Annotated in this window: 18 protein-coding genes; 16 read left to right on the top strand and 2 right to left on the bottom strand. The window is 61.4% G+C overall.

All coding sequences use genetic code 11. From position 1 onward, the window contains the following. The first annotated feature begins 1 nt into the window (after position 1). The 12 genes from THIVI_RS23080 to THIVI_RS20540 all read left to right on the top strand — a co-directional run bounded on the left by THIVI_RS23080 (position 2) and on the right by THIVI_RS20540 (position 17643). A complete protein-coding gene (locus THIVI_RS23080; RefSeq protein WP_014780456.1) occupies positions 2-2338 on the top strand; it encodes an AAA family ATPase in 2337 nt (778 codons plus the stop codon). A 99-nt stretch (positions 2339-2437) separates the two neighbouring features. Beyond that, positions 2438-4513 (top strand): XrtA/PEP-CTERM system histidine kinase PrsK, encoded by a 2076-nt coding sequence (prsK, locus tag THIVI_RS20590; protein WP_014780455.1) that lies wholly within the window; start codon positions 2438-2440, stop codon positions 4511-4513. A gap of 14 nt (positions 4514-4527) precedes the next feature. Next, complete coding sequence (gene prsR / locus THIVI_RS20585; RefSeq protein WP_014780454.1) at positions 4528-5889, top strand: PEP-CTERM-box response regulator transcription factor; 1362 nt, start codon at positions 4528-4530, stop codon at positions 5887-5889. Between the two features lie 233 nt (positions 5890-6122). Beyond that, a complete protein-coding gene (locus THIVI_RS20580; RefSeq protein ID WP_014780453.1) occupies positions 6123-6761 on the top strand; it encodes an XrtA/PEP-CTERM system exopolysaccharide export protein in 639 nt (212 codons plus the stop codon). Between the two features lie 56 nt (positions 6762-6817). Then, entirely contained in the window at positions 6818-8359 is a 1542-nt protein-coding gene (locus THIVI_RS20575) for an XrtA system polysaccharide chain length determinant (RefSeq protein WP_014780452.1), read from the top strand. A 35-nt stretch (positions 8360-8394) separates the two neighbouring features. Continuing rightward, positions 8395-9384, top strand: coding sequence for an XrtA-associated tyrosine autokinase (locus tag THIVI_RS20570; protein ID WP_014780451.1), 990 nt, complete (start codon positions 8395-8397; stop codon positions 9382-9384). A 19-nt stretch (positions 9385-9403) separates the two neighbouring features. After that, positions 9404-10858 carry a TIGR03016 family PEP-CTERM system-associated outer membrane protein gene (locus tag THIVI_RS20565; protein WP_014780450.1) on the top strand — a complete coding sequence of 485 codons (1455 nt, stop codon included), beginning with the start codon at positions 9404-9406 and terminating at the stop codon, positions 10856-10858. Between the two features lie 57 nt (positions 10859-10915). Further along, the gene (locus THIVI_RS20560; protein ID WP_014780449.1) at positions 10916-11884 is read left to right on the top strand and encodes an XrtA system polysaccharide deacetylase; all 969 of its coding nucleotides are present in this window, start codon (positions 10916-10918) and stop codon (positions 11882-11884) included. After that, a complete protein-coding gene (locus tag THIVI_RS20555; protein ID WP_014780448.1) occupies positions 11881-12924 on the top strand; it encodes a FemAB family XrtA/PEP-CTERM system-associated protein in 1044 nt (347 codons plus the stop codon). The genes THIVI_RS20560 and THIVI_RS20555 overlap by 4 nt, the downstream gene beginning before the upstream one ends. 14 nt (positions 12925-12938) lie before the next feature. After that, the gene (locus THIVI_RS20550) at positions 12939-14141 is read left to right on the top strand and encodes a TIGR03087 family PEP-CTERM/XrtA system glycosyltransferase (protein WP_014780447.1); all 1203 of its coding nucleotides are present in this window, start codon (positions 12939-12941) and stop codon (positions 14139-14141) included. A gap of 26 nt (positions 14142-14167) precedes the next feature. Continuing rightward, positions 14168-15667, top strand: a complete 1500-nt coding sequence (xrtA, locus tag THIVI_RS20545; RefSeq protein WP_245537457.1) for an exosortase A — start codon at positions 14168-14170, stop codon at positions 15665-15667. A gap of 32 nt (positions 15668-15699) precedes the next feature. Continuing rightward, on the top strand, positions 15700-17643 hold the full coding sequence (locus THIVI_RS20540; protein ID WP_014780445.1) for an XrtA/PEP-CTERM system amidotransferase: 1944 nt from the start codon (positions 15700-15702) through the stop codon (positions 17641-17643). Here THIVI_RS20540 and narL read toward each other — a convergent pair. Then, a complete protein-coding gene (gene narL / locus THIVI_RS20535) occupies positions 17634-18287 on the bottom strand; it encodes a two-component system response regulator NarL (protein ID WP_014780444.1) in 654 nt (217 codons plus the stop codon). The two genes, THIVI_RS20540 and narL, sit on opposite strands and share 10 nt — an antisense overlap. Then, on the bottom strand, positions 18271-20250 hold the full coding sequence (locus THIVI_RS20530; RefSeq protein WP_014780443.1) for a type IV pili methyl-accepting chemotaxis transducer N-terminal domain-containing protein: 1980 nt from the start codon (positions 20248-20250) through the stop codon (positions 18271-18273). Before THIVI_RS20530 ends, narL begins: the two co-directional genes overlap by 17 nt. Positions 20251-20515: 265 nt before the next feature. Between THIVI_RS20530 and THIVI_RS20525 the strand changes: the two genes are divergently transcribed. The 4 genes from THIVI_RS20525 (at position 20516) to napG (ending at position 25334) form a co-directional block, all read left to right on the top strand. Next, positions 20516-21286 carry a Crp/Fnr family transcriptional regulator gene (locus THIVI_RS20525; RefSeq protein ID WP_014780442.1) on the top strand — a complete coding sequence of 257 codons (771 nt, stop codon included), beginning with the start codon at positions 20516-20518 and terminating at the stop codon, positions 21284-21286. Beyond that, on the top strand, positions 21276-21581 hold the full coding sequence (locus tag THIVI_RS20520) for a chaperone NapD (RefSeq protein ID WP_014780441.1): 306 nt from the start codon (positions 21276-21278) through the stop codon (positions 21579-21581). The genes THIVI_RS20525 and THIVI_RS20520 overlap by 11 nt, the downstream gene beginning before the upstream one ends. 49 nt (positions 21582-21630) lie before the next feature. Then, positions 21631-24201 (top strand): nitrate reductase catalytic subunit NapA, encoded by a 2571-nt coding sequence (napA, locus tag THIVI_RS20515; RefSeq protein WP_169315603.1) that lies wholly within the window; start codon positions 21631-21633, stop codon positions 24199-24201. Between the two features lie 248 nt (positions 24202-24449). Beyond that, entirely contained in the window at positions 24450-25334 is an 885-nt protein-coding gene (napG, locus tag THIVI_RS20510; protein ID WP_014780439.1) for a ferredoxin-type protein NapG, read from the top strand. Position 25335 lies beyond the last annotated feature (1 nt).

Genomic DNA, 25335 nt, shown 5'->3' with positions numbered 1-25335 from the left:
TATGTATGAGCGTTTTTATGGCCTGACCGCGGATCCTTTCCGCCTGAGCCCGGATCACCGTTTCTGCTTCAATCACGAGAATTTCGCGAGAGCCAAGGCCTACATCGACTACGCGCTCCATCGCGCCGAAGGCTTTGTGATGATCACCGGCAAGCCGGGCACGGGCAAGACGACGCTGGTCTACGATCTGCTCGATCGTCTTGCGGGCAGGGATATCAAGGTGGCGATGCTGACGAGTACGCGGCTGGGCGCCGAAGATCTCCTGCGCATGACGGCTTACGCATTCGGGCTGGGTTCCAAAGCGTCGAACAAGGCAATGGTGCTGCAAAGCCTGATGGAGTTTCTGCGTCAGCAATATCAGCACGGCAAGCGCGCGCTGCTCATCATCGATGAGTCGCAGGATCTGTCGGCGTCGGCGTTGGAGGAATTACGCCTGCTGACCAACCTTCAGCATTCCGGACAGCCACTGCTGCAGATCGTGCTGATCGGTCAGGAATCACTGCGGGATCTGGTGCGCAGTCGGGAGATGGAGCAACTCCATCAGCGCTTGCTGGCGGCCTGGCATCTGGAGCCGCTTGGCCCCCTGGAGACGGTCGGTTACATTCAGCATCGGTTGGCGAAGGCCGACTGGCGCGGCGATCCCGCGTTCAAGCCCGGCGTCATGCAAACGATTCATGGCTTCAGCGGCGGCCTGCCCCGCATGATCAACCTGTTCTGCAGCCGGCTGATGCTGCATGGTTTCATCGAGGAGTTGCATGTCATCAGCCTCGCGGACGCAGAATTCGTGCTGGGCGAACTGCGGCAGGAGGAATTGGCGCCGCGAACGTTTTCGTCCGTCGGCGACCTTCCGGAAAAGTTCGAAGGGATGTCGACTCTGGATGCCGTCGAACAGGGACAGGCCGACGTTGTGCCTGCCACCGGGAGCAATTCTGACGTCGACTGGTCTCGGATCGATACCGGTCTGTCGATGCCCCCCGCGCAAAGCCGGGAGACCGTCGCAAGACATGCCGGCAACGCGACGGATGCGCACCGGCATTCGCCCCCAGCTCCGGTTCGGACGCCAGCGTCCGGCGAGCCATCGGGTCAGGAGTCGCCTCCGTCCAGCGTCCTGGCCGAGACAAGGCAGGAGCCGCTTCGGACCTTGCCTCTGGACGACGCGATATCCGAGCCAGCGGCTCGGGCTGAACCGAGGCCGAACGAAATCCCTCAGTTGGGCCAGATTCTGGAGCGCGAGGATGATACCGGTTGGACGGCGGATGTCATGGAGACAATCGCGAGCGCGCCGTCCGCAGTTCCGTCCGGGTTCGGTTCATCGCGCGCCCGGCCCTGGTTTCTTGGCCTGGGGTTCGTGTTCGGGCTCGGACTGATGGGATCGGTGGCGGCATTCTATCTACTGGAACCCGTCGCCTGGAAGCCACTGACGGACAAGGTCGAGCAATGGATCGGCGCCGCCACCATGGAGGTCAGAACCCGCTGGAGCAGATCGCCGGATCAGTCCGGGGAGTTGCCACCCCCGAGCGTGCCCGCCGCCTTGGACAGTCTCGATCAAGCGCGTCCATCCTCCGTTGCGCCGCGGCCGACGACAGGCATGGCCGTTACCAGTAGTCCGGCAGCGCTAGGGGTGGACGGTGGGTCATCCTCTCCGCTTGAGCCGATCGCATTGGTTGAGTCACAATCGGATACGGAACCGACAGCAGACACCGCGTCCACCGAGATCCCCGTTCAGGAATCGCGGACGAGCGCGACGAACCCCTCCCCATCGCTGTCAGAGGAGGTAACTTCGTCTCCCGCTGCCGTCGCCGCCGATACCGCCGGGAAACCTCGGAGCGGCTTGACGCAGCCGGATTTGACACCCCGCGCGTGGGATGCAGCCGGGAAAGAAAGACGGGTTGCGGCCGACGAACGCACTGCCGATCCAACCGAACCAACTGACGACGATGCCATCGCGACCCTTGAACCCGAGCTTGAGCCGTCCGATGCGCAACCGCCAGAACCCATGACCTCGTATGTTCTGTTCGGCTGGAACAGTACGGCTGTCGACGCGCGTTTCGAACCGATGCTCGCCGAGGCGATCGCCGCGCTGAATCGGTCCAGTGAGGCCATCGCCTGGGTTGTCGGCTACTCGGATCGTTACGGAGATGCCGCGTACAATCTTAATCTTTCGCGCCGGCGGGCGAACGCTGTCGCCGATTATCTGGTCGAGCATGGCGCGCCTCGGGAGCGTCTGCGCGTCGAGGGCCGTGGTCCACGCGACCTGGAGACCATGGGGAATCGCCACGAGACCTCCCAGTCGGAGGGCAGAATGGTGGAATTGTCGGTTTCCCACGGCGAGAATTAACGCCGCACTCCAAACTGCGCCGCGTTGCCGTAAACCCCATCGCCGGCGGACAGCCGGCTCCGCCTTTTATCGGTTGCCACAGGATTGCATCGCTGAGACATGACGGTCGGACTCTTTAGCTATCTCGCGGCCCTGCTCGCTTATCTGCTGCTGACCGTGCTGCTCATTACCTCCTGGCGCGGTCGTCTGATGGGACTCTTCGCTGTGCTGGCGGCGGTCGCAACCGCTGCCTGGGCGATGGTGAACGCCATCCTGCTCAGCGATCTCCGCTTGCCGGCACAATTGCCCGCGATCGTCGAATTAGCGCGGAATGGCGCCTGGCTCATCTTTCTCGCACACATTCTCGTCGCCGACCACGAACAGCAAGCCAGCCGACTCTGGATCCGGGCCGCATGGGGGATGATCGGGCTCGGCGGCCTACTGACCGTTGTGCTGCCAGCCATCGTTGCGAGTCTGGATCGGGCATCTTCGATGGCCACCAATGCAACCCTGCTTGGCTGGACCCTGCAAGCCATCGTCGGGTTACTGCTGGTCGAGCAGGTATTCCGCAACCGGCGCCTGGAGAAACGCGGAGAGATCAAACACCTTTGTCTCGGGCTGGGAGCGGTCTTTGCCTACGACCTTTTTTTCTACTCGGATGCTCTGTTGATGCACCGGATCGATCCCGGCCTATGGGAGGCGCGTGGGATCGTCAACGCACTGATTGTCCCGCTGATTGCCGTCTCGGCGGCCCGCAACCCCAGTTGGTCGCTGGAAGTGCATGTTTCGCGCCATGTGGTTTTTCATTCCGCAACCCTGTCCGGCGCCGGCATCTATCTCATGGCGATGGCGGCAGCGGGATATTACATCCGTTATTTCGGCGGCACCTGGGGCGCCCTGCTGCAGATCGCCTTTCTGTTTTCGGCCGGTATATTCCTGCTACTGCTGCTGTTCTCTGGACAGTGGCGAGCGCAGATGCGCGTCCTGCTTAGCAGGCATTTCTTCAGCTTCAAGTACGACTATCGCGAGGAGTGGCTGCGCTTCACCGAGGCCTTGTCGCGCCGGGGCGCCAGCCTTCCCGAAGCCATCGTGACCGCGCTGGGGGGGATCGTCGACAGTCCTGGCGGGATGCTCTGGGTCATGAACGAATACGGTGTCTACGAGTTGATGGAGCGGGTCAATCTGCCGGAGCCCGGGATCCTGGTTCAGCCGGCGGAGCATCCGATGGTCCATTTTATGATGCGTCTCGGCTGGGTTGTCGATCTCGATGAGTACCGCTTACGGCCAGAACTCTATGAGGACTTCGATCTGCCAGAATGGTTGGAAGAATTGCCCGCTGCCTGGCTGATCATTCCGCTGCTTTTCCGCGACCAGATGTGCGGCTTTGTCGTGCTTGCCCGCTCTCGTATCAAGCGTTCGTTCAATTGGGAGGATCGCTCTCTGCTCAGGACCGCCGGGCATCAGGCGGCGAGTTATGTCGCCCAGCATCTTGCGGACCAGGCTCTGATCCGCGCGCGTCAATTCGAGGCGTTCAGTCAGCTGTCGGCCTACGTGGCCCACGATCTGAAAAATCTTTTAGCCCAGCAATCGCTGATTGTCTCGAATGCCGAGAAACACAAGCATAACCCAGCGTTTATTGAGGATGTGATCACGACGATCAAGAGTTCCGTCGAACGCATGAACCGTTTGATGAATCAATTGCGCGACGGGGTCCGTGGCGAACCGCAAACCTGCGTGCGATTGGATGATGTGATTCGCGAGGCGATCGCGGCGCATGCCGATCGCAATCCGAAGCCCCAGACCGAATCGTTGCGCGAAGGGCTGCGGATGAAGGTCGACAAAGAACGCTTGCGAACCATCTTCGGACATCTGATCCAAAACGCCCAAGAAGCCACCCGACCGGACGGTTCCGTCCGTATCCGGCTGGATCGAGAAGGACGAAACGCCGTGATCGACATCGAGGACGATGGGATTGGGATGTCGCCCGAGTTCATTCGCGACCGGCTGTTTCGTCCCTTCGACTCCACCAAGGGACTGACGGGCATGGGCATCGGGGCATTCGAGAGCCGTGAGTTCGTTCGTCTTCTCGGCGGCGATCTGATGGTGCGTAGTCACCCCGGCCGGGGTACACTGTTTCGAGTTTTTTTACCCTGTGACGAACCGGCGAGCGGCCCGGCCGAGACCCGCGACGATTGACGAGAGGCAAGGTTTTGAAGGAACCGATCAAGCGTCTGCTGGTGGTCGAAGACGATCCAGGGCTGCAAAGTCAGTTGCGATGGTGTTTCGATGGCTTCCAGGTGCTCCAGGCAGTGGATCGGCAGGAGGCGCTCGCGCAAATGCACCGCCACCGTCCCAGTGTCGTCACCCTCGATCTCGGTTTGCCGCCAGACCCGGGTGGCGTGAGCGAAGGGCTGGCAACCCTGGAAGAGATTCTCGCATTCATTCCGGAAACCAAGGTCATCATGGTCACGGGCAATGATGATCGGCGGCATGCGGTCAAGGCGATCAGCCTCGGAGCCTACGATTTTTATCTCAAGCCGATCGACTCGGAGACCCTGAATCTGGTGATCGAGCGGGCGCATCGGCTGTTTGAATTGGAGTCGGAGAACCGCAAGCTCCAGCGTTCCGAGTTCAACTCGCCGCTGCGGGGGGTGATCGCAACCAGTCCGGAAATGCAGAATGCCTGCCGCACCGTCGAGAAGATCGCGGCAACCGATGCAACCGTGCTCATCCTGGGCGAAAGCGGCACCGGGAAAGAGTTGTTCGCGCGCGCGCTCCACGAGATGAGTTCCCGTTCGCAGGGTAAACTGATTGCGATCAATTGCGCGGCGATTCCGGAGAATCTGCTTGAGAGCGAACTGTTCGGATACGAAAAAGGCGCCTTCACGGGAGCCGCGAAGCAGACGCGCGGCAAGATCGAATATGCCGATGGCGGAACCCTGTTTCTGGATGAAATCGGCGATCTTCCCCAGGCACTACAAGCCAAACTGCTTCGGTTCCTGCAGGAACGCGTGATCGAGCGGGTCGGCGGACGTCAGGAAATCCCGGTCGACCTGCGCGTGGTCTGCGCCACGCATCAGGATCTGAAGTCGCGCATCGCGGAGGGCGTTTTCCGAGAAGACCTCTTTTATCGGATCGGCGAAGTCACCATTCATCTTCCTCCACTGCGGGAGCGGGAAGGCGATGCACTGTTACTCGCCAGGGTCTTTCTCGATAAGTATAACCGGCAGATGGGAAAATCCATTCGTGGTTTCACGAAAGAGGCACTGGCGGCGATCGAGCATCATGCCTGGCCCGGCAACGTGCGCGAAATCGAGAGCCTTATCAAACGGGCAGTGATTATGGCGGAAGGGCGGCAGCTCTCGCTGGAAGACCTGGATCTCGCGCCAGTCGATGCTGAAGCCCGCCTTCCGGTGACTCTGCAAGAAGCGCGCGCGCGCGCGGAGTCCCAGGCGATCCGGCGGACGCTCGCGAGGGTCAACGGAAATATCACCCTGGCGGCTCAGGAGTTAGGCGTTACGCGGCCGACGTTATACGGTTTACTTGAAAAATATGAGATCAAGAATTCATAACGAACAACGATAATCTAAAATTCACCCGAGCAATGAGACGAGTGCGCCACACCGTCATCGTCTCGTGGTTTTCGCCTTTCCGCTCCTGCCCGCACGCGGCATGCAGCGGAAATTCAGGGTCTGTTCTATCTTCACGTAAGCGCTTGGCCACTCCCGCGGGAGTCGGAGCTGGGAGGTTTGCGACGGATCAACTGACGTTCAGGACAAAGGCTTTCCGGGAGAATGTTTTGAATATGTATTCTTCATCGATCAAAGGCTTCGTCATCTTGGCGAGTCTGTGCATACTACTCGCGTCGGGATGCGCGATAAAAAACAAGAAGCTCCCTCCGGTTCCGCCCGAACAGAGGGACTTGACGGTCCAGGAAGGCTATTTTTATGAGGTCGCGCCCGGGGACTCGGTCAACATCTTCGTCTGGGGTCTTCCCGAATTATCGGGCAGCGTCCCCGTACGCCCAGACGGCATGTTGACGACCCCCTTGATCGAGGACATTCCAGCGAGCGGCAAGACGCCCTCCCAGCTTGCGCGGGATCTCGAAAAACTGTTCGCCGTTTATGTCCGTTCGCCCATCGTGACGGTGATCGTCAACGGCTTCGTTGGCTTGCCGACGCAGCAGGTGCGCATCATTGGGGAGGCCATGCAGCCGGCGGCCATCCCATTTCGCAAACACATGACCCTGCTTGATCTCATGATCCAGGTCGGCGGTCTCACCGATTTCGCATCGGGAAACAAATCCGTCCTCATTCGCTATGATGGCGGACAGCAGCGTCAGTATTCCGTGCGTCTCGACGATCTCATTCGCGATGGCGACATCTCGCAGAATGTCAGTCTGTTGCCCGGCGATATCCTGATTATCCCCGAGGCATGGTTCTAGCGCAGCCCGATGCTGGATCCGCTTGAAACCTGTACATCATCCGTAAGTGAACCGTCATGCATGAAATTCTGGCTCAGATCTCCGGTTACGCACGAGGAATGTGGCGCTATCGCTGGCTTGCCGTCGCGCTCGCCTGGGCGGTCGCGATTTCCGGTTGGATCTACGTTGCCCGGATGCCCGACGAATACACGGCTTCGGCAAGAGTCTTCGTCGATACCAGCAGTGTGCTTCGTCCGCTGCTGCAAGGACTGACGGTCCAGCCAGATCTGGTTCAGCGGGTCTCATTGATGAGCAGGATGCTGCTGAGCCGTCCCAATCTGGAAAAGATCATGAGCATGAGCGATCTGGATCTGGACATCCGCACCGAGCAGCAGAAAGAACAACTGCTTTCCAGCCTGGGCAATCGCATCAGTATCGCGGGGGACCGCTCGAATCCATCGCTGTATTCCGTGCGCTTCCAGCATCGCAACCCCGAAAGCGCCAAGAAAGTCGTACAGTCGCTGGTGTCGGTCTTCATCGAAGAGGCACTGACCGGAAACCAGCAGGCATCCACGACCGCGCGGGATTTCCTGGACCAGGAGATCGACGAATACGAATCCCGCCTCAAGGAATCGGAGCACCAACTCGCCGATTTCAAGCGCAAATATGCCGGCTTGATGTCAGGCGATCAGGGTGGGTTTTACAGCAATCTGGAAGCGGCGAAGGCAGGACTCAAGGATTCGGAACTCGCGCTGCAAGAGGCGATCCAGCAGCGTGAAGAACTCAGCGTACAGATCACGTCGCAGGATCAGGCGTTTATTTCCGGTATCGACGATCTGCCCGCGGAACAGTTGGAAGACCCGCGCATCGCTGCATTAGAGGGAAAACTTGAGGATCTGCTCTTGCGTTACACCGAGAAGCATCCGGATGTTCTGGAACTGCGCAGACTGATCGATGCCAGCCGCGCCCGCAACAAACAGCAAACGCTGACCAATCGTAGCGAGTCGGCGATCGGAAGCGTGCAGGCCGACACCTTTTATGGCAGCCTGCAACTTGCGTTAAGCGAGGCGGATACTCAAATCGCGGCCATGAGGGCGCGCGTCGAAGACTATACCAGACGCGTGAAGCAGCTTGAGGAGCAGATCGACAGCATCCCTCGAATCGAGGCCGAATTGAAGCAATTGACAAGAAATTACACGACGGTTGCCGGACAGCATCAATCGCTGCTGCAACGGCGCGAGACGGCCAGACTCTCCACGCAAGTCGAAAAGACGACGGAGGGAGTCAAGTTTCGAGTCATCGACCCGCCTTTCGTGCCACAAAAACCGTCCGCGCCAAATCGGATTGCGCTTTCCGGGGTTGTGCTGCTGCTGGCAACCGGGGTGGGCCTGGCGGCGGCCCTGGCCATGGATCTGCTGCGTCCCGTCTTCGACGATCGTCGCCAACTCTATCGCGTGACCGGGCTACCCGTGCTTGGCACGGTCGCGCTCGTTCAATCGCATGCGGATCGACGCCGGGAACGCATGATGTTGATCCCGTTTTTTGCGGTGAGCACTGGACTGATCCTGGCATTCATCCTGGTCGTGACTGGCATACCGGTGTTACGGGGCCTGATTTAGCTCGGCCTTACCTTGCAACATGGCGGAGACATTTCGTGAGCACCATCCAAAAAGCGCTATCGAAGCTTGAACGAAACGTTGACGAAGAAATCCGCTCCACGGGCTCGGGCGACTCGATCAATGCTCTGGCCGACGTCAATCCCGCGAATGGCGACGGGCATCGGGGAGTCAAGGTTGACCATCGGGTCGTCGGCGGCGGGCCCGAGACACCGCCGATGGATCAGGAACAGGGTAAAGTACACCGTCTTGCGCTCGACAAATTGCGTCAACTCGGTATTCTCACGCCGGACGCCAAGCGATCCCAACTCGCCGAGGAATATCGGCTCATCAAGCGCCCTCTACTGCTCAATGTCGATAAAAAGGGCGCGGATATTGTCGACAATGCAAATCTCATCATGGTGACGAGTGCCTTGCCTGGCGAAGGCAAAACCTTTACCGCCATCAATCTTGCCATGAGCATTGCCATGGAGCGGGATCGCACTGTTCTGTTGGTGGACGGCGATGTCGCAAAGCCCACGGCGGCCAAGCGACTGGGGATCGAGGGGGGTCAAGGATTGATCGATCTTCTGGCGGGGTCGCATCTATCGATCGCCGACGTGCTGGTCAGAACGGATATTCCGAACATGCGCGTCATGCCGGCGGGCAGTAAGCACGAGCGGGCAACGGAGCTCCTGGCAAGCGAGCGCATGTCGGAGATGATGGAAGAGCTTTCCTCCCGCTACAGGGATCGGATCGTCATCTTCGATTCGCCACCCCTCCTGCTCGCGAGCGAAAGCGCCGCCTTGGCCGAAATGATGGGACAGATCATCCTGGTGGTCGCCGCCGAAGAGACGGTGCAGCATGCGACCGCCGATGCCCTGACCCGGCTCGGGGAGAATAAGATTAAGGGTCTGATATTGAACAAATACCGGCCGAGCATCGGAAACCGTTATGGAACCGGATATGGTTATGGATACGGGTACGGGTACGGATATGGGCAGCATTCGCCGAGCGCCGCCGAGGCGGACGCTCTGCCTGCGGGATAAGCGTTCGGGATCTCCCTGGATGTCGACGCGAGGACAACCCTGGAACGAGCGATTTTTGCAATCGCTTCCCCTGTGCCTGTCGGCGCTGCTGGTGTCGTCTCCGGCCTGGCCAGCGGACTGGTCCGTCTCCAGGCAGTTGACGACGCGAGGCACCTATACCGATAACCTCAATCTTGATGCGACCGACGACCGGGGAAGCGGTTTTTTTGTCGACCTCGCGCCCGGCTTCGTTGTCACGGGAGCCGGACGCAGGCTCAATCTGAACCTAGCCTACTCGCCGCAATTGATTCACTATCTTTCCGCCAGTGACAGCGATGAGCTGAATCATCGTTTACAGGCCAATGCTCGGTCCGAACTCTATCGGGATCATCTGTTCCTTGACCTCAGCGCGACCGCGCGTCAGGAATTGATCGATTCGCTGGGACCGTCGGGCGGGGATGCGACGAATCCCACCGGCAATCTGCAAACGACCTATACCTATTCGATTTCACCCAGTTACAAGAATCGTTTTGGCCGCCAGGCGGTACTGAATGTCAGTTTTGCGCACGATGGTGTCCTGTATTCCGAGCAGGGAAACGACAGCCCCGGCTTCAGCAGTCAAATCGAACTGTCCAGCGGGCCCGCCTTCGGCGCTTTGAGCTGGGGAATCAGCGCCCAAAATGACCGCTTCGAATTCGAGGAAGGACCGGCGAACTCTTTCGGCAACGTGGACGGTTCGCTGGGGTACCGATTCAACGGACGCTGGCGGGTCGATACGAGCGCGGGTTACGAGAATAATGACTATTCCTCATTGAACGAAACCAGTGGCACCAACCTTCAGGCATCAGGTACCTGGACGCCGACGACACGCACCTCTGTCAGGCTGGGGATTGGCCAGCGTTATTTTGGCTGGACGCCCGTCCTGGATTTCAGCCACCGCAGTAAGCGCTCGGTATGGACCGCCAGTTACACAAGAGATGTTTCCAGCGCCAGGAACGATCGCAGGAAATCCGAAGTATTTGCGTTCGAGGACGCATTTGGCAAGCCGATCGTTCCAGCGACGGGGGACACGGTGGCTGTTCGCCCCGGAGAGGCGACGCCAACATCGGCGACCTATGTCAGCAATAATTTCCAGGCCGGCTATACGCTTCAGACGCGCCGAAGCACACTCGGCACGTCCCTTCGCTATGTGCTACGCGAATACGAAGGTCTGACTCAGGATGAAGAAACGGCCAGCGCCAGTCTCTTCTGGTCGCGACGCCTGACGACCCTGACCAGCAGCAACATGGCGCTTAGCTGGGACCGTGGCGAACGCAGAAACACCACGGATGCGGATCTTGATGCGGAGGAGAGCAATTACTTCAACTTCGATGCGGGTCTGAGTAGACAATTATCGGCACGCACCAACCTCGATCTACAATACCGTTTCGTTGACGGCGAAGACTACACTGAAAACCGTATCACGCTCGGATTGCGGATGAGTTGGTCGGATTAAACCGCGCCCGGCTTGAAACGCTTCCCTGGTCAATTCGATCCCTGCATTGGCGCCCTTATGACACCTGTAACCAAAGACGCGAATTTGACCACAAGCCCCAGACGCAATGCCTTCACCATTGATGTAGAGGACTATTTCCAGGTCTCCGCCTTTGAAGCTCATATCGAGCGTCGCGACTGGTCCTCGCTGCCGTGCCGCATCGAACGCAACATGGATCGCATCCTGGCGATCCTCAACCGACATGGCGTGCAGGCAACCTTCTTTACGCTTGGCTGGATCGCGGAACGTTTCCCGCGCATCATTCGGGAACTGGTTGATGGCGGGCACGAACTGGCCAGTCACGGCTATGAGCATATCCGCGTGACGCAGCAGAATCGCGCTGACTTCGGCCAAGATATCCGTCGTACCAAAACGCTGCTCGAAGACATCGGAGGCGTGGAAGTTCTTGGCTATCGCGCCGCCAGTTACTCGATCGATCGTTCCTGTCTCTGGGCGCATGACGAACTGCGGGAAGCGGGCTATCGTTACAGTTCGAGCATCTACCCCATCCACCACGATCTTTACGGGATCCCCGACGCGCCGCGTTTTGCCTACTTCCCGCGAGCGGACGACGATACCTTCGTCGAGATTCCGATCACCACGACCGACATTTTGGGCTATCGCCTGCCGTGCGGCGGCGGAGGTTATTTTCGTCTCTTTCCGTATGCGCTGTCGCGGTGGGCAATTGAACGCGTCAATCGTCAGGACCGGGAGTCGGCGATCTTTTATTTCCATCCGTGGGAAATCGACCCCGAGCAACCGCAACAAGTTGGTTTGAAATTCAAGACCCGGTTCCGTCACTACCTGAATCTGCACCGCACCGAGGCCCGACTCAACCGACTGCTCACTGACTTTCAATGGGATCGCATGGATCGTCTCTTTCTCGCCGTCGACAAAAGCACCGCTGGAGCGTCTGAGTCAGGAGCGGCCCCATTGACCCGACCGCACGCGCCGCCTGATCTCCAGGAATCATGGAGTCCGCAATGACCATTCCGGTCAAGTCTCTTTGCATACGGCAACTGACCGCCCAGGATGCGCTCCGTTGGGACGCCTTTGTGGAGCGCATGCCAGAGGCAACCTTTTTCCATCGCGCCGGTTGGAAGGACGTGCTCGAACGTGCATTTGGTCATTCCGCGCATTATCTGTTCGCCGAGTCGGCTGGAGAGATTCTCGGCATCCTTCCGCTGGGCCATGTGCGCAGTCGATTATTCGGCAACGGCCTCGTCTCCACGCCCTTTTGCGTCTACGGCGGCAGCGTTGGCGTCTCAGCCGAGGTCTGCGACCGACTGGACGCGGAAGCCTGCCGCCTGGCCGAAGAACTGCGGGTCGATCATCTGGAACTGCGCTATCGCGCATCGCACCACGCGAACTGGCCACGCAAGGAACTCTATGTCACCTTCCGCAAGCCGATCGCGCCGGATCCCGAGCAGAACCTGCTTGCGATTCCGCGCAAGCAACGGGCCATGGTGCGTAAGGGCATGCAGGCTGGGCTCGTCAGCCGACTCGATGGCGGAATCGACGCGGTGCACCAGGTCTATTCGGAGAGCGTCCGAAATCTCGGCACGCCGGTCTTCTCCAGGCGCTATTTCCGCACCTTGAAAGACGTCTTCGGCGACGCTTGCGAGGTATTAACCGTTCATCAGGGCAACGCGGTGGTTGCTGGCGTGCTGAATTTTTACTTTCGCGACGAGGTACTGCCCTACTATGGCGGCGGCAACGCGCAGGCACGCGCCTTGAAGGCCAACGATTTCATGTATTGGGAGGTGATGCGGCGGGCCAGCGAGCGGGGTTGCCGCCTGTTCGATTTCGGACGCAGCAAACTCGGCACGGGCTCCTTCGATTTCAAGCGAAACTGGGGGTTCGAGCCACAACCCATGAGTTATGAATTTTACCTGGTGCGTGCCAAAAACCTGCCCGATGTCAACCCCTTGAACCCCAAATACCGGCTCTTTATCGAGGCATGGAAACGGCTTCCACTGCCCGTCAGCCGGATGCTCGGGCCGATCCTGGCCCGCAATCTCGGTTAAGGATCGTCTCCGGCATGGAAGATCTGCTCTTTCTGGTGCATCGGATCCCCTATCCGCCAAATAAAGGGGACAAGATCCGCTCCTTTCATATCCTGGAGTATCTAAGCCGCGCATATCGGATCCATCTCGGCACCTTTATCGATCAGCCCTCGGACCGCCGCTATTGCGCGAAGGTGAGCCAGTATTGTACCAGCACCTGGTTCGGCACTCTGTCGCCCCGCCGAGCCAAGGCAAGGAGCCTGGTGGGCTTTCTCACCGGCGAGGCATTGACCCTGCCTTATTATCGCCAGCCTGGACTCACACAGTGGATCCGAACCCTGCGCAAACACAATCGCATCCGGCGCGTCCTGGTGTATTCGTCGGCCATGGCACAGTATGTCCTCGGTCACGACTTCGACGACACCCGCCGGGTCATCGACTTCGTGGATGTCGACTCGGACAAGTGGCGTCAATACAGTGCCGCGAAACGCTTTCCGATGGATTTGATCTACCGGCGCGAGGCCGCTCGCTTGAGCGACTTCGAGCGACGGGTCGCGGACATCTTCGATGCCAGTGTCTTCGTGTCCGAGCAGGAGGCGGCGCTCTTCCGTCAGAATCCGAGCCAGGGTGCGTCTTACGTCTTTGGCATCAATAATGGCGTGGACGCCGATTATTTCGCGCCGGACCCGCACCGTCCCACGCCCTTTCGCGGCGACGGTCAGCGGATCGTCTTTACCGGGGCAATGGACTACTGGGCCAACGAGGATGGCGCGGACTGGTTTGCCCGCCAGATCCTGCCCGCGTTGCGACAGCGGTTCCCGGCATGCGAGTTTTTTATCGTCGGCATGAATCCGACCGACCGCGTGCGTCAACTGGAGCGCTTGCCGGGCGTGACGGTCACTGGAAGTGTGCCCGATGTCAGACCCTATCTGCAGCACGCAAGTGCCGTGGCGGTTCCCTTGCGCATCGCCAGGGGTATTCAGAACAAGGTGCTGGAAGCGATGGCCATGGGCCGACCGGTCGTGACGACGCCTCAGGCGCTCGAAGGCATCAACGCGCGGGCGGGCCGAGAGATTCATGTTGCCGAAGACGCCGGCGATTTTGTCGAGCAGGTGGCGCGGCTCCTGGCCGAGGGCGGCGAGACCATGGGCGCTGATGCGCGTCGCTTTGTCGTCTCGCACTTTTCCTGGGAATCCAGTCTGCCGAAGCTGCTGGAACTATTGGAGGATGAGACATGAAAGGGAATGAGGCATCCGTGAGCCAAATGCGTTTGTGGCCAAGGCTCCTCTGGTTGTGCCTGCTGATTGCCGCCCTGCTGGCCCTGTTCTGGTCCACCTACGCCAGCATCGTCAGCATCTGGTGGCGCTCCGAGACCTTCGCGCACGGTTTTCTTGTCCTGCCGATCGTCGCCTTTCTGGTGTGGCGCAAACGCCTCGCGCTTCAACAAGCCACGTTTAGGACCGATCCACGGGCGTTACCTCTGCTCGGCGTGACCGGACTGATCTGGTTCCTGGCGCATCTGGCCGATGTCGCCGTGATCGAGCAACTTGCCGGCGTCCTCTTGATCCCACTCCTGATCTGGATGACGCTCGGCTGGACGACGGTCAGGATTCTGGCCTTTCCGCTCGGATTTCTGCTCTTTGCCGTCCCGATGGGCGAAGGCCTGATCGAACCGCTGATGCAGTTTACGGCCACCTTTACCGTCAGCATGCTGCGCCTGACCGGAATCCCCGTGTTTTGGGAAGGTACCTTCTTCAGCCTCCCGAGCGGAGACTGGTCGGTGGTGGAGGCATGCAGCGGTCTCCGCTATCTCATCGCGTCGCTGTTCCTGGGCGTGCTCTATGCCTATCTCAACTATCGCTCGCTCTGGCGCCGGGTCGCCTTCATCGTCCTGTCCGCGATCGTCCCGATTCTTGCCAATGGTCTGCGCGCTTACATGATCGTCATGCTCGGACATCTGAGCGGGATGAAGCTGGCGGTCGGGATCGATCATTTGATCTATGGCTGGGTCTTTTTCGGCATCGTCATGTTCCTGCTCTTTGCGATCGGTAATCTCTGGTCCGAGGCTCCGTTGCCGGAGGCTGCGGATCCTCGGACGCCACCTTCGGCATCCGTCCCGGAGTCGGCCGCCAGGGGACACGCGATTCTGATCCTGGGTTTACTGCTATTGGCGCTCTGGCCCATGCTTGGCGCCTCTCTCGATCGCTCCAGAACGCAGATGGACACGGTTCACTTCGAGATGCCCCAAGGTCAGGCCGGCTGGCGGACGCTGACCAGCGCACAGACCGACTGGACACCGCGGTATCTCGATGCGGCGCTGGAGATGCGGCAGGATTTCCAGCACGAGTCCGACTCGGTCGGGCTCTATCTGGCCTTCTATGGCAACGCCGACGGCGAACTCATCAATTCGCAAAACGTCATGGCGGTTCAGAAGGACGAGGTTTGGCGCATGCCGTATCGGCGCTCGACTCAGGCGCGCATCGCGGGAGAAGACGTGACCTTGAGCGAGTCGCAAATCCAGTCGTCCGGACAGAAACTGCTGGTCTGGAACTGGTATTGGATCGATGGACATCACGTCGCCAATGACTATGTCGCCAAACTCTTTGAAACGTTGGCCGTCATCCTGGGCCGGGATCACCGGCAGGCTGGCATCGTCCTCTACACCCCCATGGGCGCGAAGGCGGAACCTGCCCGAGAGCGCCTTCGGCGTTTTACCGAAGAGATGCTGCCGGCCATCGACGATCGCTTGGATGCCATGCCTTAACGTCGGCCCTGACTGAACTAGGATCAAATCGAATGTGCGGAATTGCTGGAATCTTCGATACCCAAGCGCGCGGCCCCATCAACGAAGAGTTGCTATCGCGCATGAACCAGGCCCAATTTCATCGTGGCCCGGACGATGGCGGTCTGCATCTGGAACCGGGCGTCGGACTGGCGCACCGACGCCTGTCGATCATCGACCTCTCTGGCGGCCATCAGCCGCTGTTCAACGAAGATCATTCCGTCGTCGTCGTCTATAACGGGGAGATCTATAACTTTCAGGGACTCGCAAAGGAACTCGCCGAAGCGGGACATGTATTCCGCACGCACTGCGACACCGAGGTCATCGTACATGCCTGGGAGGAATGGGGCGAAAGCTGTGTGGAACGGTTTCGGGGCATGTTTGCCTTCGCCCTGTGGGACCGCAACCGCGAGACACTCTTTCTGGCGCGCGACCGACTGGGGGTCAAACCGCTCCATTATTCCTTGCTGCCCGATGGCCGACTTCTGTTCGGCTCCGAAATCAAGGCGCTCCTGACCGATCCCTCGCTGCCGCGCGAGTTTGACCCGCGCGCGGTGGAGGAATACTTCGCCTACGGCTACATCCCCGATCCGCGCAGCATCTTCAAGGCGGTGCGGAAACTGCCGCCCGGCCATACCCTGACCCTGAAACGTGGAGACGGAAGACTCCCCGAACCCCGCGAATACTGGGACGTATCATTCCGGCCAAACGGCGTTCACGATCTGAACGAGGCCACTGACCAGGTCATCGAGCGTCTCCGTGAAGCGGTGCGGATCCGGCTCGTCGCCGAGGTGCCGCTCGGCGCCTTTCTGTCGGGCGGCGTCGACTCCAGCGCCGTGGTCGCCATGATGGCGGGACTCTCGGATCGCCCGGTCAATACCTGTTCGATTTCATTCGGCGATCCGCGCTTCAACGAGAGCGCCTTCGCCGAGCAGGTGGCCCGGCGTTACGGCACCAGCCACTATGTCGAGTCCGTCGATCCCAATGATTTCGACCTCGTCGACCGTCTGGCGGGGCTCTACGACGAGCCCTATGCCGACAGTTCGGCCATACCGACCTATCGGGTGTGCGAACTGGCCCGCAAGCGGGTCACGGTCTGCCTCTCCGGGGATGGCGGGGACGAGAGCTTCGCCGGTTATCGGCGACATCGCTGGCACCTGCATGAAGAACAGGTGAGAAGCCGAATTCCCCAGTGGTTTCGCGGTCCCGTCTTCGGGTTGCTCGGCGCGGCCTATCCGAAAGCGGATTGGGCGCCACAGGTGTTGCGCGCCAAATCGACCTTGCAGGCATTGGCGCGGGACTCGGTCGAAGGCTATTTCGATAGCGTCTCGATCCTGGACAATGCGACGCGGAAATCGCTGTTCTCGTCGCAATTCAAACGCGATCTACAGGGCTATCGCGCGGTCGAGGTGCTCAAACGCTATGCTTCGCGCGCCCCGGAGCATCCGCTGTCGCGTGTCCAGTATCTGGACATGAAGACCTATCTCCCCGGCGATATACTGACCAAGGTCGACCGCGCCAGCATGGCGCATGGCCTGGAAGTGCGCGTTCCCATCCTCGATCACGAGTTCCTGGATTGGGTCTCCGGCCTGTCGCCGGATCTAAAACTCGCTGGACGCCAAGGCAAATACGTGTTGAAGAAGGCGCTGGAACCCTACCTGGAGACCGACAACCTCTACCGCCCGAAGATGGGGTTTGCCGTTCCCCTGTCCGATTGGTTCCGCGGGCCATTGCGGGAGAAAGTCCGTGAAACCCTGCTGGGCGAGCAACTGAGCGACACGGGCTTGTTCGATCGCAAACGCTTGCACTGGATCGTGGAGCAGCATCAGTCCGGCGCGCGGGATTTCAGTCCGGCCATCTGGAGCCTGCTCATGTTTGGCGCCTTTTCCAGCCAGTTGCGCCCGCTTTGCGTCTCGCCCTTGGCTTCATCCCGAATCGCCCATCGACATCACCCCTGACGCGCATTCACCGCCCAGACCGCCGCTTCCACGCGGCTCTTCAGTCCCAGCTTCTTGAGAAGATGTTTGACGTGGACCTTGACGGTTCCGACCGCCAGGTCCAATTCGCGGGCGATGAGTTTGTTGCTCCAGCCCTGGGCGATCAGGTCGAGGATCTCGCGCTCCCGGGGGGTCAGGCCGGCCGCGTCCGGATCCCGGGGGAGCGGGCTGTCGCGTAGCGCGCGGGCCAGCAGTTCGGTGAGCTGCGTGCTGATGGCGAGCCGCCCGTGCATGGCGCTGCGGAGCATCTCCAGAATGGCCTTGGGCTCCATGTCCTTGAGGAGATAGCCATCGGCGCCGGCACGCAGCGCGGCCAGGACATCGCTCTCGGTGTCGGAGACCGTGAGCATGACGACGCGGGCGTCGAGCCCGTCGTCGGCGCGCAGATGCCGGAGGGTTTCGATGCCGTCCATGACCTTCATGTTGAGGTCGAGCAGAATGAGATCCGGGCGCAGCGCGTGCGCGAGATCCAGGCCCGTCCGGCCATCCGATGCCTCGCCGACCAGCCGCAACGATGGCTCCATCGCGATCAGGTCCGCGACGCCTTTGCGGAACAGCGGATGGTCGTCGATGACCAGGACCAAGGACTCAAGTGTCTTGCTCATCAGTGATTCCTGTCTCGGTAGTGGACGCTCCAGGCGGGGTTTCGCCGGGTCGATCACGGTCCGTGGCCGCGCCCTCGGGAACGAGTCCGCGCGGGCGAAAATGCAGCCTGATCCGGGTGCCCCGGCCATTGTCGAGCGGGCTCTCGATCTGGAGGTCGCCCCCCAAGCTTAGCGCCCGTTCGCGCATGATGCGCAGCCCGAAATGGTCGCGCCCGACCGGCTCGTCCGCGAGTCCCCGACCGTCGTCCGTGATCAGGACATCGATCCCGCCGTTGCGCCTCTCCAGATGGATCGACCCATGGCGCGTGCCGGCATGCCGGACGATGTTCGAGAGCGCCTCGCGGATGATCCGCATGACGTGCACCTCCTCGTTGGGCGTGAGCAATCCGGCGGGCAGGCGGTCGACGAGGTCGATGTCGAGATTGGCGCGATCCTGAAATTCCCGCACCGTGCCCGACAAGGCTGTGGCCAGACCCCGCTCGTCGATTCGGAGCCGGAAGGTTGTCAGCAGTTCGCGCAGTTGACGGTAGGCGCCATCGATGCCGTCGCGGATTTCGGACAGGATCGCGGACGCCGGGGGCAACGCCGGCTCGCGCGCGTCCCTGGGCGCGTCCTGGGGCACGCTCAGCGCGACTTCCATCCGCAGCACCTGGATCTTCAGGTAGGAGAGCGACTGGGCGAGCGAATCGTGGAGTTCGCGGGCCAGGATGCCGCGTTCCTCATGGAGCGCGAGCCGGCGGTCTTCGTCGATCCGCGCCTTGAGGTTCAGCGACCGCGCCAGATGCCCGGCGAGCGATTCGAGCAGCGGTTGCCGCCAGGACTCAAGTTGTCCGCCCGGCGGGAGGGTGGCACACAGGGTTCCGAAGCGATGGCCCAGTTCGCCCACCGGGAAGCCGATGACGCTGGGGCCGGATGTGGCGGTCGCGTCTCGCGCACGGGGTTCGGAGTTGTCCGGGGTTTCCGCCGGGATCTCATCCGGCGAATCCCCCGAGCCGGACGCGGGCGCGTCGGCGGGCGGGACATCCCGCAGACAGAGACGCAGATCGACGAGTCCGAGTTGCTCGCGGAAATCTTCCAGCACACCGCGCAGGACCGAGTCCGAGAGCGACGCCTTCTCCAGCGCGCGGCTGGTGTGATAGAGCAGGGCCAGCGAGCGGTTGGTTCGCGCCAGATCCCGGGTCTTGTCAGCGACGCGCTGTTCCAGCTCGCGGTAGATGTCCGAGAGCCCTTCGGTCATGAGGTTCATGGCCGCGCCGACCCGGCCCAGTTCGTCATGTCCGATCCAGGTGGCGCGGGTGGAGAAATCGCCCCGCCGGATACGATCCGCGCAGTCGAGCAGTTCGCCGAGCGGTCGCAGGATGCGTCGCTGGACGAGGATCAGGGTCACCAGCACCACGGTCACGGTCAGCGCCAGGGCAATGGCCTGAATCCAGCGCAGCAGCCGGATGCGGCGCTCGGCGCGTTCCTCCAGGAGCCGCACCAGGGCATGAATCTCGGCGACGAAGTCATCGACCCGATCCAGATACTTGGCCGTCTCGGCCAGGCTCGCGGCCGCCTCCTCGCCCGCGTCGATGAAGCCCAGCACAGCCTGCCGCATCTCCTTCACCCAGCGCACCCGCACCCCTTCGTAGGCCAGCCGGACCGGATCCGTCGCCTGATCCGGCAGCACGGCGGTCAGGCGTTCGCTGATCAGCCAGCGATCATATTCCGCGGCCAGCAGACGGGCCCGCTCGCGCCGCGTCTCCAGCGGCACCCGGTCGTCGGTCAGCGCGACCCCCACCCGGTAGGCCTGCATCCTGAGCGTTCCGGATTGATTCACCGCCGTCGCCATGCCTTGGTTGATCTGGGCGATGACGATGGAGGTCAGCATGCCCGTGACGCCGAGGATGACGACCGAGGTCATCAGCAGACCGATGACCAGCAGGATGCTGTGTCGCGGGGGCAAGGCGCCTCGGTTGTTCATCGTGTCGTTCTCCCTCACGGGTAAAGGGGTTACCACCAAAGCGATACAACACCGGCACGGACGCTGCCGAGGCTTGATCAGAACAAGAGATCCGCTGAAATTACAAGCGCTTATCGTGAAATCCAGCATACCCCCAAGGAGGTATTTCGGATTGTTTTGCTTGGACTTTCAGTCGCTTGCGCCAAACGGATCGGCGGGTAATCTTGAGGTTGATCAAGATTGAGTGCGCGTCACTCGAATTCGTCAAGCCCCCGGAGTCTCCTTGATGAATAGCCTGGACAACGCGAAAGCCACGCTGCCATTGCTGGAGCAGGCGACGCTGTTCGACGCCCTGCCGAGGGAGGCGCTGCGCCTGATCGCCAGCGGCTGCCGGGTGCGCCAGGCGGACCGCGATCAGGTACTGTACGAAAAGGGTCAGCTCCTCAATGGCTTCTACCTGCTGATCAACGGGCGCGTCAAGCTGGCGGTGTTGTCCAGCGAGGGCGCTGAACGGGTGCTGGAAATCGTGCTGCCGGGGCAGACCTTCGCCGAGTCGGCGGCCTTTCTCGGTCGCCCCTGTCCCCTGCATGCGCAGACGCTGGCGGACTCATGCCTTGTGTTCGTGGACCTGAACCGCGTGCGGCTCGCGATCGAACGCTGGCCGGAGGTGGCCTTCCGGATGCTGACGCTGGTGGCCGAACGCGCCCAGCGGCTGACCGCCGACCTGGAAGCCTGTTGTCTGCATTCGGCGGTCCAGCGGGTGGCGGGCTTTCTGCTGCGCGAGGCGGTCTCGGATCCGGCGTCGCCGGATCATGCCGAACTCGTGCTGCCGGCGGCCAAGACCGTGGTGGCCTCCAGCCTGAATCTGTCTCCGGAGACCTTCTCGCGCGAACTGCATGGACTGGCGCGGCGGGGCTTGATCGAGGTCGAGCGCAGACGGATCCGGATTCCCTCAGTGAGCCATCTGCGCGCGCTGGCCGCGCTCGATGTCGAGCGCTCGGACACGCCGCCACCGTTCCCCATTCTCTCTCAGGAGTCAGCTCATCATGCCCATTAACGCGGATCGTCAGGAATTCCGAGAGACCCAGAGCGACCTCCTGAGCTGTGTCGTCCAGACCCGCCCGAACGCGGGCAGGGAGGTCGCCGAACGGCTGGCGAACCTCGTCGGCGTCGAGATCCACGGGGGCGCCGAGGTCGACAAACTCATCCTTACGATCGAGGACGCGCCCGACTTCGCCGCCGCCGACCGGCTGGCATCGCTCAATGACATCGAGGGCGTGATCAACAGCATCCTCGTGTATCACTGCACCGGCAGCGCCATCGATCCAAGCCCGGAGGCCGCGCGCGGCTGATGGTGCTGTCTTCAGTATTCGACTCTTATCGGAGGAACCGTCCGTGACCATGACCCGGCGTGAATTCATCAAGACCCAGGCGATCGGCGCCGCCGCGGCGGTCGCGGGCGTTGCCCTACCGGCCGATCTGCTCGCGCAGACCCAGAATCAGACGGTCGATCCGGGCATCCGCTGGGACAAGGCGCCCTGCCGTTTCTGCGGCACTGGCTGCTCGGTCCTGGTCGGTGTCAAGGACGGTCAGGTCATTGCCAGCCAGGGCGATCCGGATGCGCCGGTCAATCGCGGTCTGAACTGTATCAAGGGCTATTTCCTGCCCAAGATCCTTTACGGCAAGGATCGCCTGACCCAGCCGCTGCTGCGCAAGCGCGACGGCCATTTCGACAAGGATGGCGAGTTCGAGGCGGTCACCTGGGACGAGGCGTTCGACGTCATGGCTGAGCAGTGGAAGAAATCCATCCGCCGCTCCATGGAAGAAAATACTGGCAAGCCGGTCGACGAGATGACCTCGCGGGTCGGGATGTTCGGCTCGGGTCAGTGGACGGTGTGGGAGGGCTACGCGGCCTCCAAGCTGCTCAAGGCCGGGCTGCGCTCCAACAACCTGGACCCGAACGCCCGGCATTGCATGGCGACCGCCGTGGTCGCCTTCATGCGCGCCTTCGGGATCGACGAGCCGATGGGCTGTTACGACGATCTGGAGCACGCCGATGTCTTCGTGCTCTGGGGCGCGAACATGGCCGAGATGCATCCCATCCTCTGGTCGCGGCTCACGGATACGCGTCTGTCGCGTCCCGGCTGCGAGGTGCATGTGCTCTCGACCTTCGAGCACCGCTGCTTCGAACTGGCCGACAATCCCATCGTCTTCACGCCCCAGACCGATCTGGCGATTCTCAACTACATCGCCAATTACATCATCGAGACCAAGTCCTACAACCAGGACTTCATCGATAAACACGTCCAGTTCGAGACCGCGACCACCGATATCGGCTATGGCCTGCGGCCCGAGCATGCGCTGGAGAAGAAGGCCGCCAACGCGGGCGTCGACAAGAAGCTGCCGTCGAGCTTCGAGGAGTTCGCCAAACAGGTCGCGCCCTATACCCTGGAGTACACCTCAAAGCTCTCCGGCGTGCCCGAGGCCAATCTGCTGCGTCTGGCCAAAGCCTACGCGGACCCGAACAAACGGGTCAGTTCCTTTTGGACCATGGGCTTCAACCAACACACGCGCGGCGTCTGGGCCAACAACGGCTGCTACAACATCCACTTGCTGATGGGCAAGATCTCCGAGCCCGGCAACAGTCCCTTCTCGCTCACCGGCCAGCCCTCGGCTTGTGGCACGGCGCGCGAGGTCGGCACCTTCGCCCACCGGCTGCCGGCGGACATGGTCGTCACCAAGCCCGAGCACCGCGCCTTCGCCGAGAAGGTCTGGAAGCTGCCCGAGGGGACCGTTCCCGGCAAGGTCGGTTATCACGCCGTGCTCATGCACCGCATGATGAAGGACGGCAAGCTCAACTGTTACTGGCAGATGTGCAACAACAACATGCAGGCGGCGGCCAACCTCAACGAGGAATCCTATCCCGGCTGGCGCAACCCGGAGGTCTTCGTCACCGTCTCCGACCCCTACCCGACCGTCTCCGCCCAGGCGGCCGATCTGGTGCTGCCGACCGCCATGTGGGTCGAGAAGGAAGGCGCTTACGGCAACGCCGAGCGGCGCACCCAGTTCTGGCGCGAGCAGGTCGCCGCGCCGGGACAGTCCAAGTCGGATGTCTGGCAGATGATGGAATTCGCCAAGCGCTTCAAGGTGGAAGAGGTCTGGCCGCCCGAACTGGTCGAAAAGATGCCGGAATACGCGGGCAAGACACTTTACGAGGTGCTCTATACCAACGGCCAGGTCGATGCCTTCCCCTACGAGGGCCAGATCCTCGACGACCGGGGCAACGCCTACCAGAACCACGAGAGCAAGGACTTCGGTTACTACGTCCAGAAGGGGCTGTTTGAAGAGTACCGGCGCTTCAACTCCGCCCCGGACATCATCAAGAAGGGCCATGAGATGGCCGAGTTCCAGCGCTATCACGAGACGCGCGGACTGCGCTGGCCGGTCATCGACGGCAAGGAAACGCTCTGGCGCTTCCGCGAGGGCTATGACCCCCATGTGCGCGCCTTCAATCCCGAGGTCGCCAAGGGCGATGTCTATTTCTACGGCAACCCCAATGGGCGCGCGAACATCATCTTCGCGCCCTACGAGCCGGCGGCCGAGAGCCCGGACGCGGAATACAACCTCTGGCTCTGCACCGGCCGGGTGCTGGAGCATTGGCACTCCGGCTCCATGACCCGGCGCGTGCCCGAGCTGTATCGGGCGGTGCCCGACGCGGTCGTCTACATGAGCAAGGAGGATGCGAAAAGGCGCCGTCTGCGCGACGGCCAGATGGCGATCATTTCGAGCCGGCGCGGCGAGATCAAGGCGCGGGTCGAGACGCGCGGGCGCAATCGTCCACCCGATGGGCTGGTCTTCGTCCCCTGGTTCGATGCCAACCGGCTGGTCAACAAACTGACCCTGGATGCGACCGATCCGCTCTCCAAGGAGACCGACTATAAGAAATGCGCGTGCAAGGTGGTGCGGGCTTGATCGACGTCGCTCCACTTCTGGTCACGAAGCTCCAGCTTCGTGACCCGAGCGATGAAGCTCTGCTTCACGTCCGCGCGGGCTAAGTGAAGCAGAGCTTCGTCTCGCGGGTGACGCCGCTGGAGCGGCGTCACCAGAGGCGTGGTTCGCCAGGCGTAACAGGATGGGCACGCTGCGCTTTGCCCATCCTACGATTCTGACAACTGACAACTGACAACTGACAACTGACAACTGACAACTGTAAACGCCCCATGAGCACCGAACGCCAAAAGACCGGCAAGACCCTCAACCGCCGCCAATTCATCATCGGCGTGATGAAGACGGCCTGCGGCGTGGGACTCGCCGGTCTCGGGCTGGGACTCTACAGCCAACGGGCGTCGAGCCTGCCGGCCTGGGCCATTCGTCCGCCGGGCGCCTTACCGGAGGACGACTTCAACGGCGCCTGTATCCGCTGCGGTCTGTGCGTGCGCGACTGTCCCTACGACATGCTGCATCTGGCCCGGCTGGGCGAGGAGATCCCGACCGGGACGCCCTATTTCATCGCCCGCGAGGCCGGTTGCGAGATGTGCGAGGACATCCCCTGTGTCGCCGCCTGTCCGACCAATGCGCTCGATCATGCCCTGACCGACATCCGCGACGCCGAAATGGGGCTGGCGGTGCTGATCGATCAGGAGAACTGCATCGCCTTCCAGGGGCTGCGCTGCGAGGTCTGCTTCAATGCCTGCCCGCTGCGCAACGAGGCAATCACGCTCGACATGCAGCATAACGAGCGCTCCGGCAAGCATGCGCGCTTCATCCCGGTGGTCCACTCCGAGCACTGCACCGGCTGCGGCAAGTGCGAAGAGGTCTGCATCCTCGATCAGGCCGCGATCAAGGTGCTGCCGCTGCATCTGGCCAAGGGCGAATTAGGGGCGCACTACCGGCTGGGCTGGGAGCAGAAACGCGAGGCCGGCGGCGCGCTGGTCACGCCCGATGCCGAGCACCAGTACAACCTCCCCGAGGGGATGCGCTACGAACATGGCGGAGCAGGCTTGATCCAGGAGGCCGTTCCGGAGCCGCTGGGCGTGCCCCTCCCGGCCGATCCGCCATTCCCGGACAATCCCATGGACTCACTCAACCGCAAGGGGCCACTGTGAG

It is taken from the genome of Thiocystis violascens DSM 198, assembly GCF_000227745.2.
GTDB classification, from domain to species: Bacteria; Pseudomonadota; Gammaproteobacteria; order Chromatiales; family Chromatiaceae; genus Chromatium; species Chromatium violascens.
The sequence above is the reverse complement of the archived record's forward strand: the minus strand, read 5'-3'. Positions and strand labels throughout refer to the sequence as shown.

Bases quoted from the DNA above. Each gene is read 5' to 3' on its own strand.
- THIVI_RS20560 (WP_014780449.1), top strand. From the start codon at position 10,916: ATGACACCTGTAACCAAAGACGCGAATTTGACCACAAGCCCCAGACGC.
- THIVI_RS20530 (WP_014780443.1), bottom strand. From the start codon at position 20,250: ATGAACAACCGAGGCGCCTTGCCCCCGCGACACAGCATCCTGCTGGTC.
- THIVI_RS20525 (WP_014780442.1), top strand. From the start codon at position 20,516: ATGAATAGCCTGGACAACGCGAAAGCCACGCTGCCATTGCTGGAGCAG.
- THIVI_RS20555 (WP_014780448.1), top strand. From the start codon at position 11,881: ATGACCATTCCGGTCAAGTCTCTTTGCATACGGCAACTGACCGCCCAG.
- THIVI_RS20580 (WP_014780453.1), top strand. From the start codon at position 6,123: ATGTATTCTTCATCGATCAAAGGCTTCGTCATCTTGGCGAGTCTGTGC.
- napG (WP_014780439.1), top strand. From the start codon at position 24,450: ATGAGCACCGAACGCCAAAAGACCGGCAAGACCCTCAACCGCCGCCAA.
- narL (WP_014780444.1), bottom strand. From the start codon at position 18,287: ATGAGCAAGACACTTGAGTCCTTGGTCCTGGTCATCGACGACCATCCG.
- napA (WP_169315603.1), top strand. From the start codon at position 21,631: ATGACCCGGCGTGAATTCATCAAGACCCAGGCGATCGGCGCCGCCGCG.
- xrtA (WP_245537457.1), top strand. From the start codon at position 14,168: ATGCGTTTGTGGCCAAGGCTCCTCTGGTTGTGCCTGCTGATTGCCGCC.
- THIVI_RS20565 (WP_014780450.1), top strand. From the start codon at position 9,404: ATGTCGACGCGAGGACAACCCTGGAACGAGCGATTTTTGCAATCGCTT.
- THIVI_RS20550 (WP_014780447.1), top strand. From the start codon at position 12,939: ATGGAAGATCTGCTCTTTCTGGTGCATCGGATCCCCTATCCGCCAAAT.
- THIVI_RS20520 (WP_014780441.1), top strand. From the start codon at position 21,276: ATGCCCATTAACGCGGATCGTCAGGAATTCCGAGAGACCCAGAGCGAC.
- THIVI_RS23080 (WP_014780456.1), top strand. From the start codon at position 2: ATGTATGAGCGTTTTTATGGCCTGACCGCGGATCCTTTCCGCCTGAGC.
- THIVI_RS20540 (WP_014780445.1), top strand. From the start codon at position 15,700: ATGTGCGGAATTGCTGGAATCTTCGATACCCAAGCGCGCGGCCCCATC.
- prsK (WP_014780455.1), top strand. From the start codon at position 2,438: ATGACGGTCGGACTCTTTAGCTATCTCGCGGCCCTGCTCGCTTATCTG.
- THIVI_RS20575 (WP_014780452.1), top strand. From the start codon at position 6,818: ATGCATGAAATTCTGGCTCAGATCTCCGGTTACGCACGAGGAATGTGG.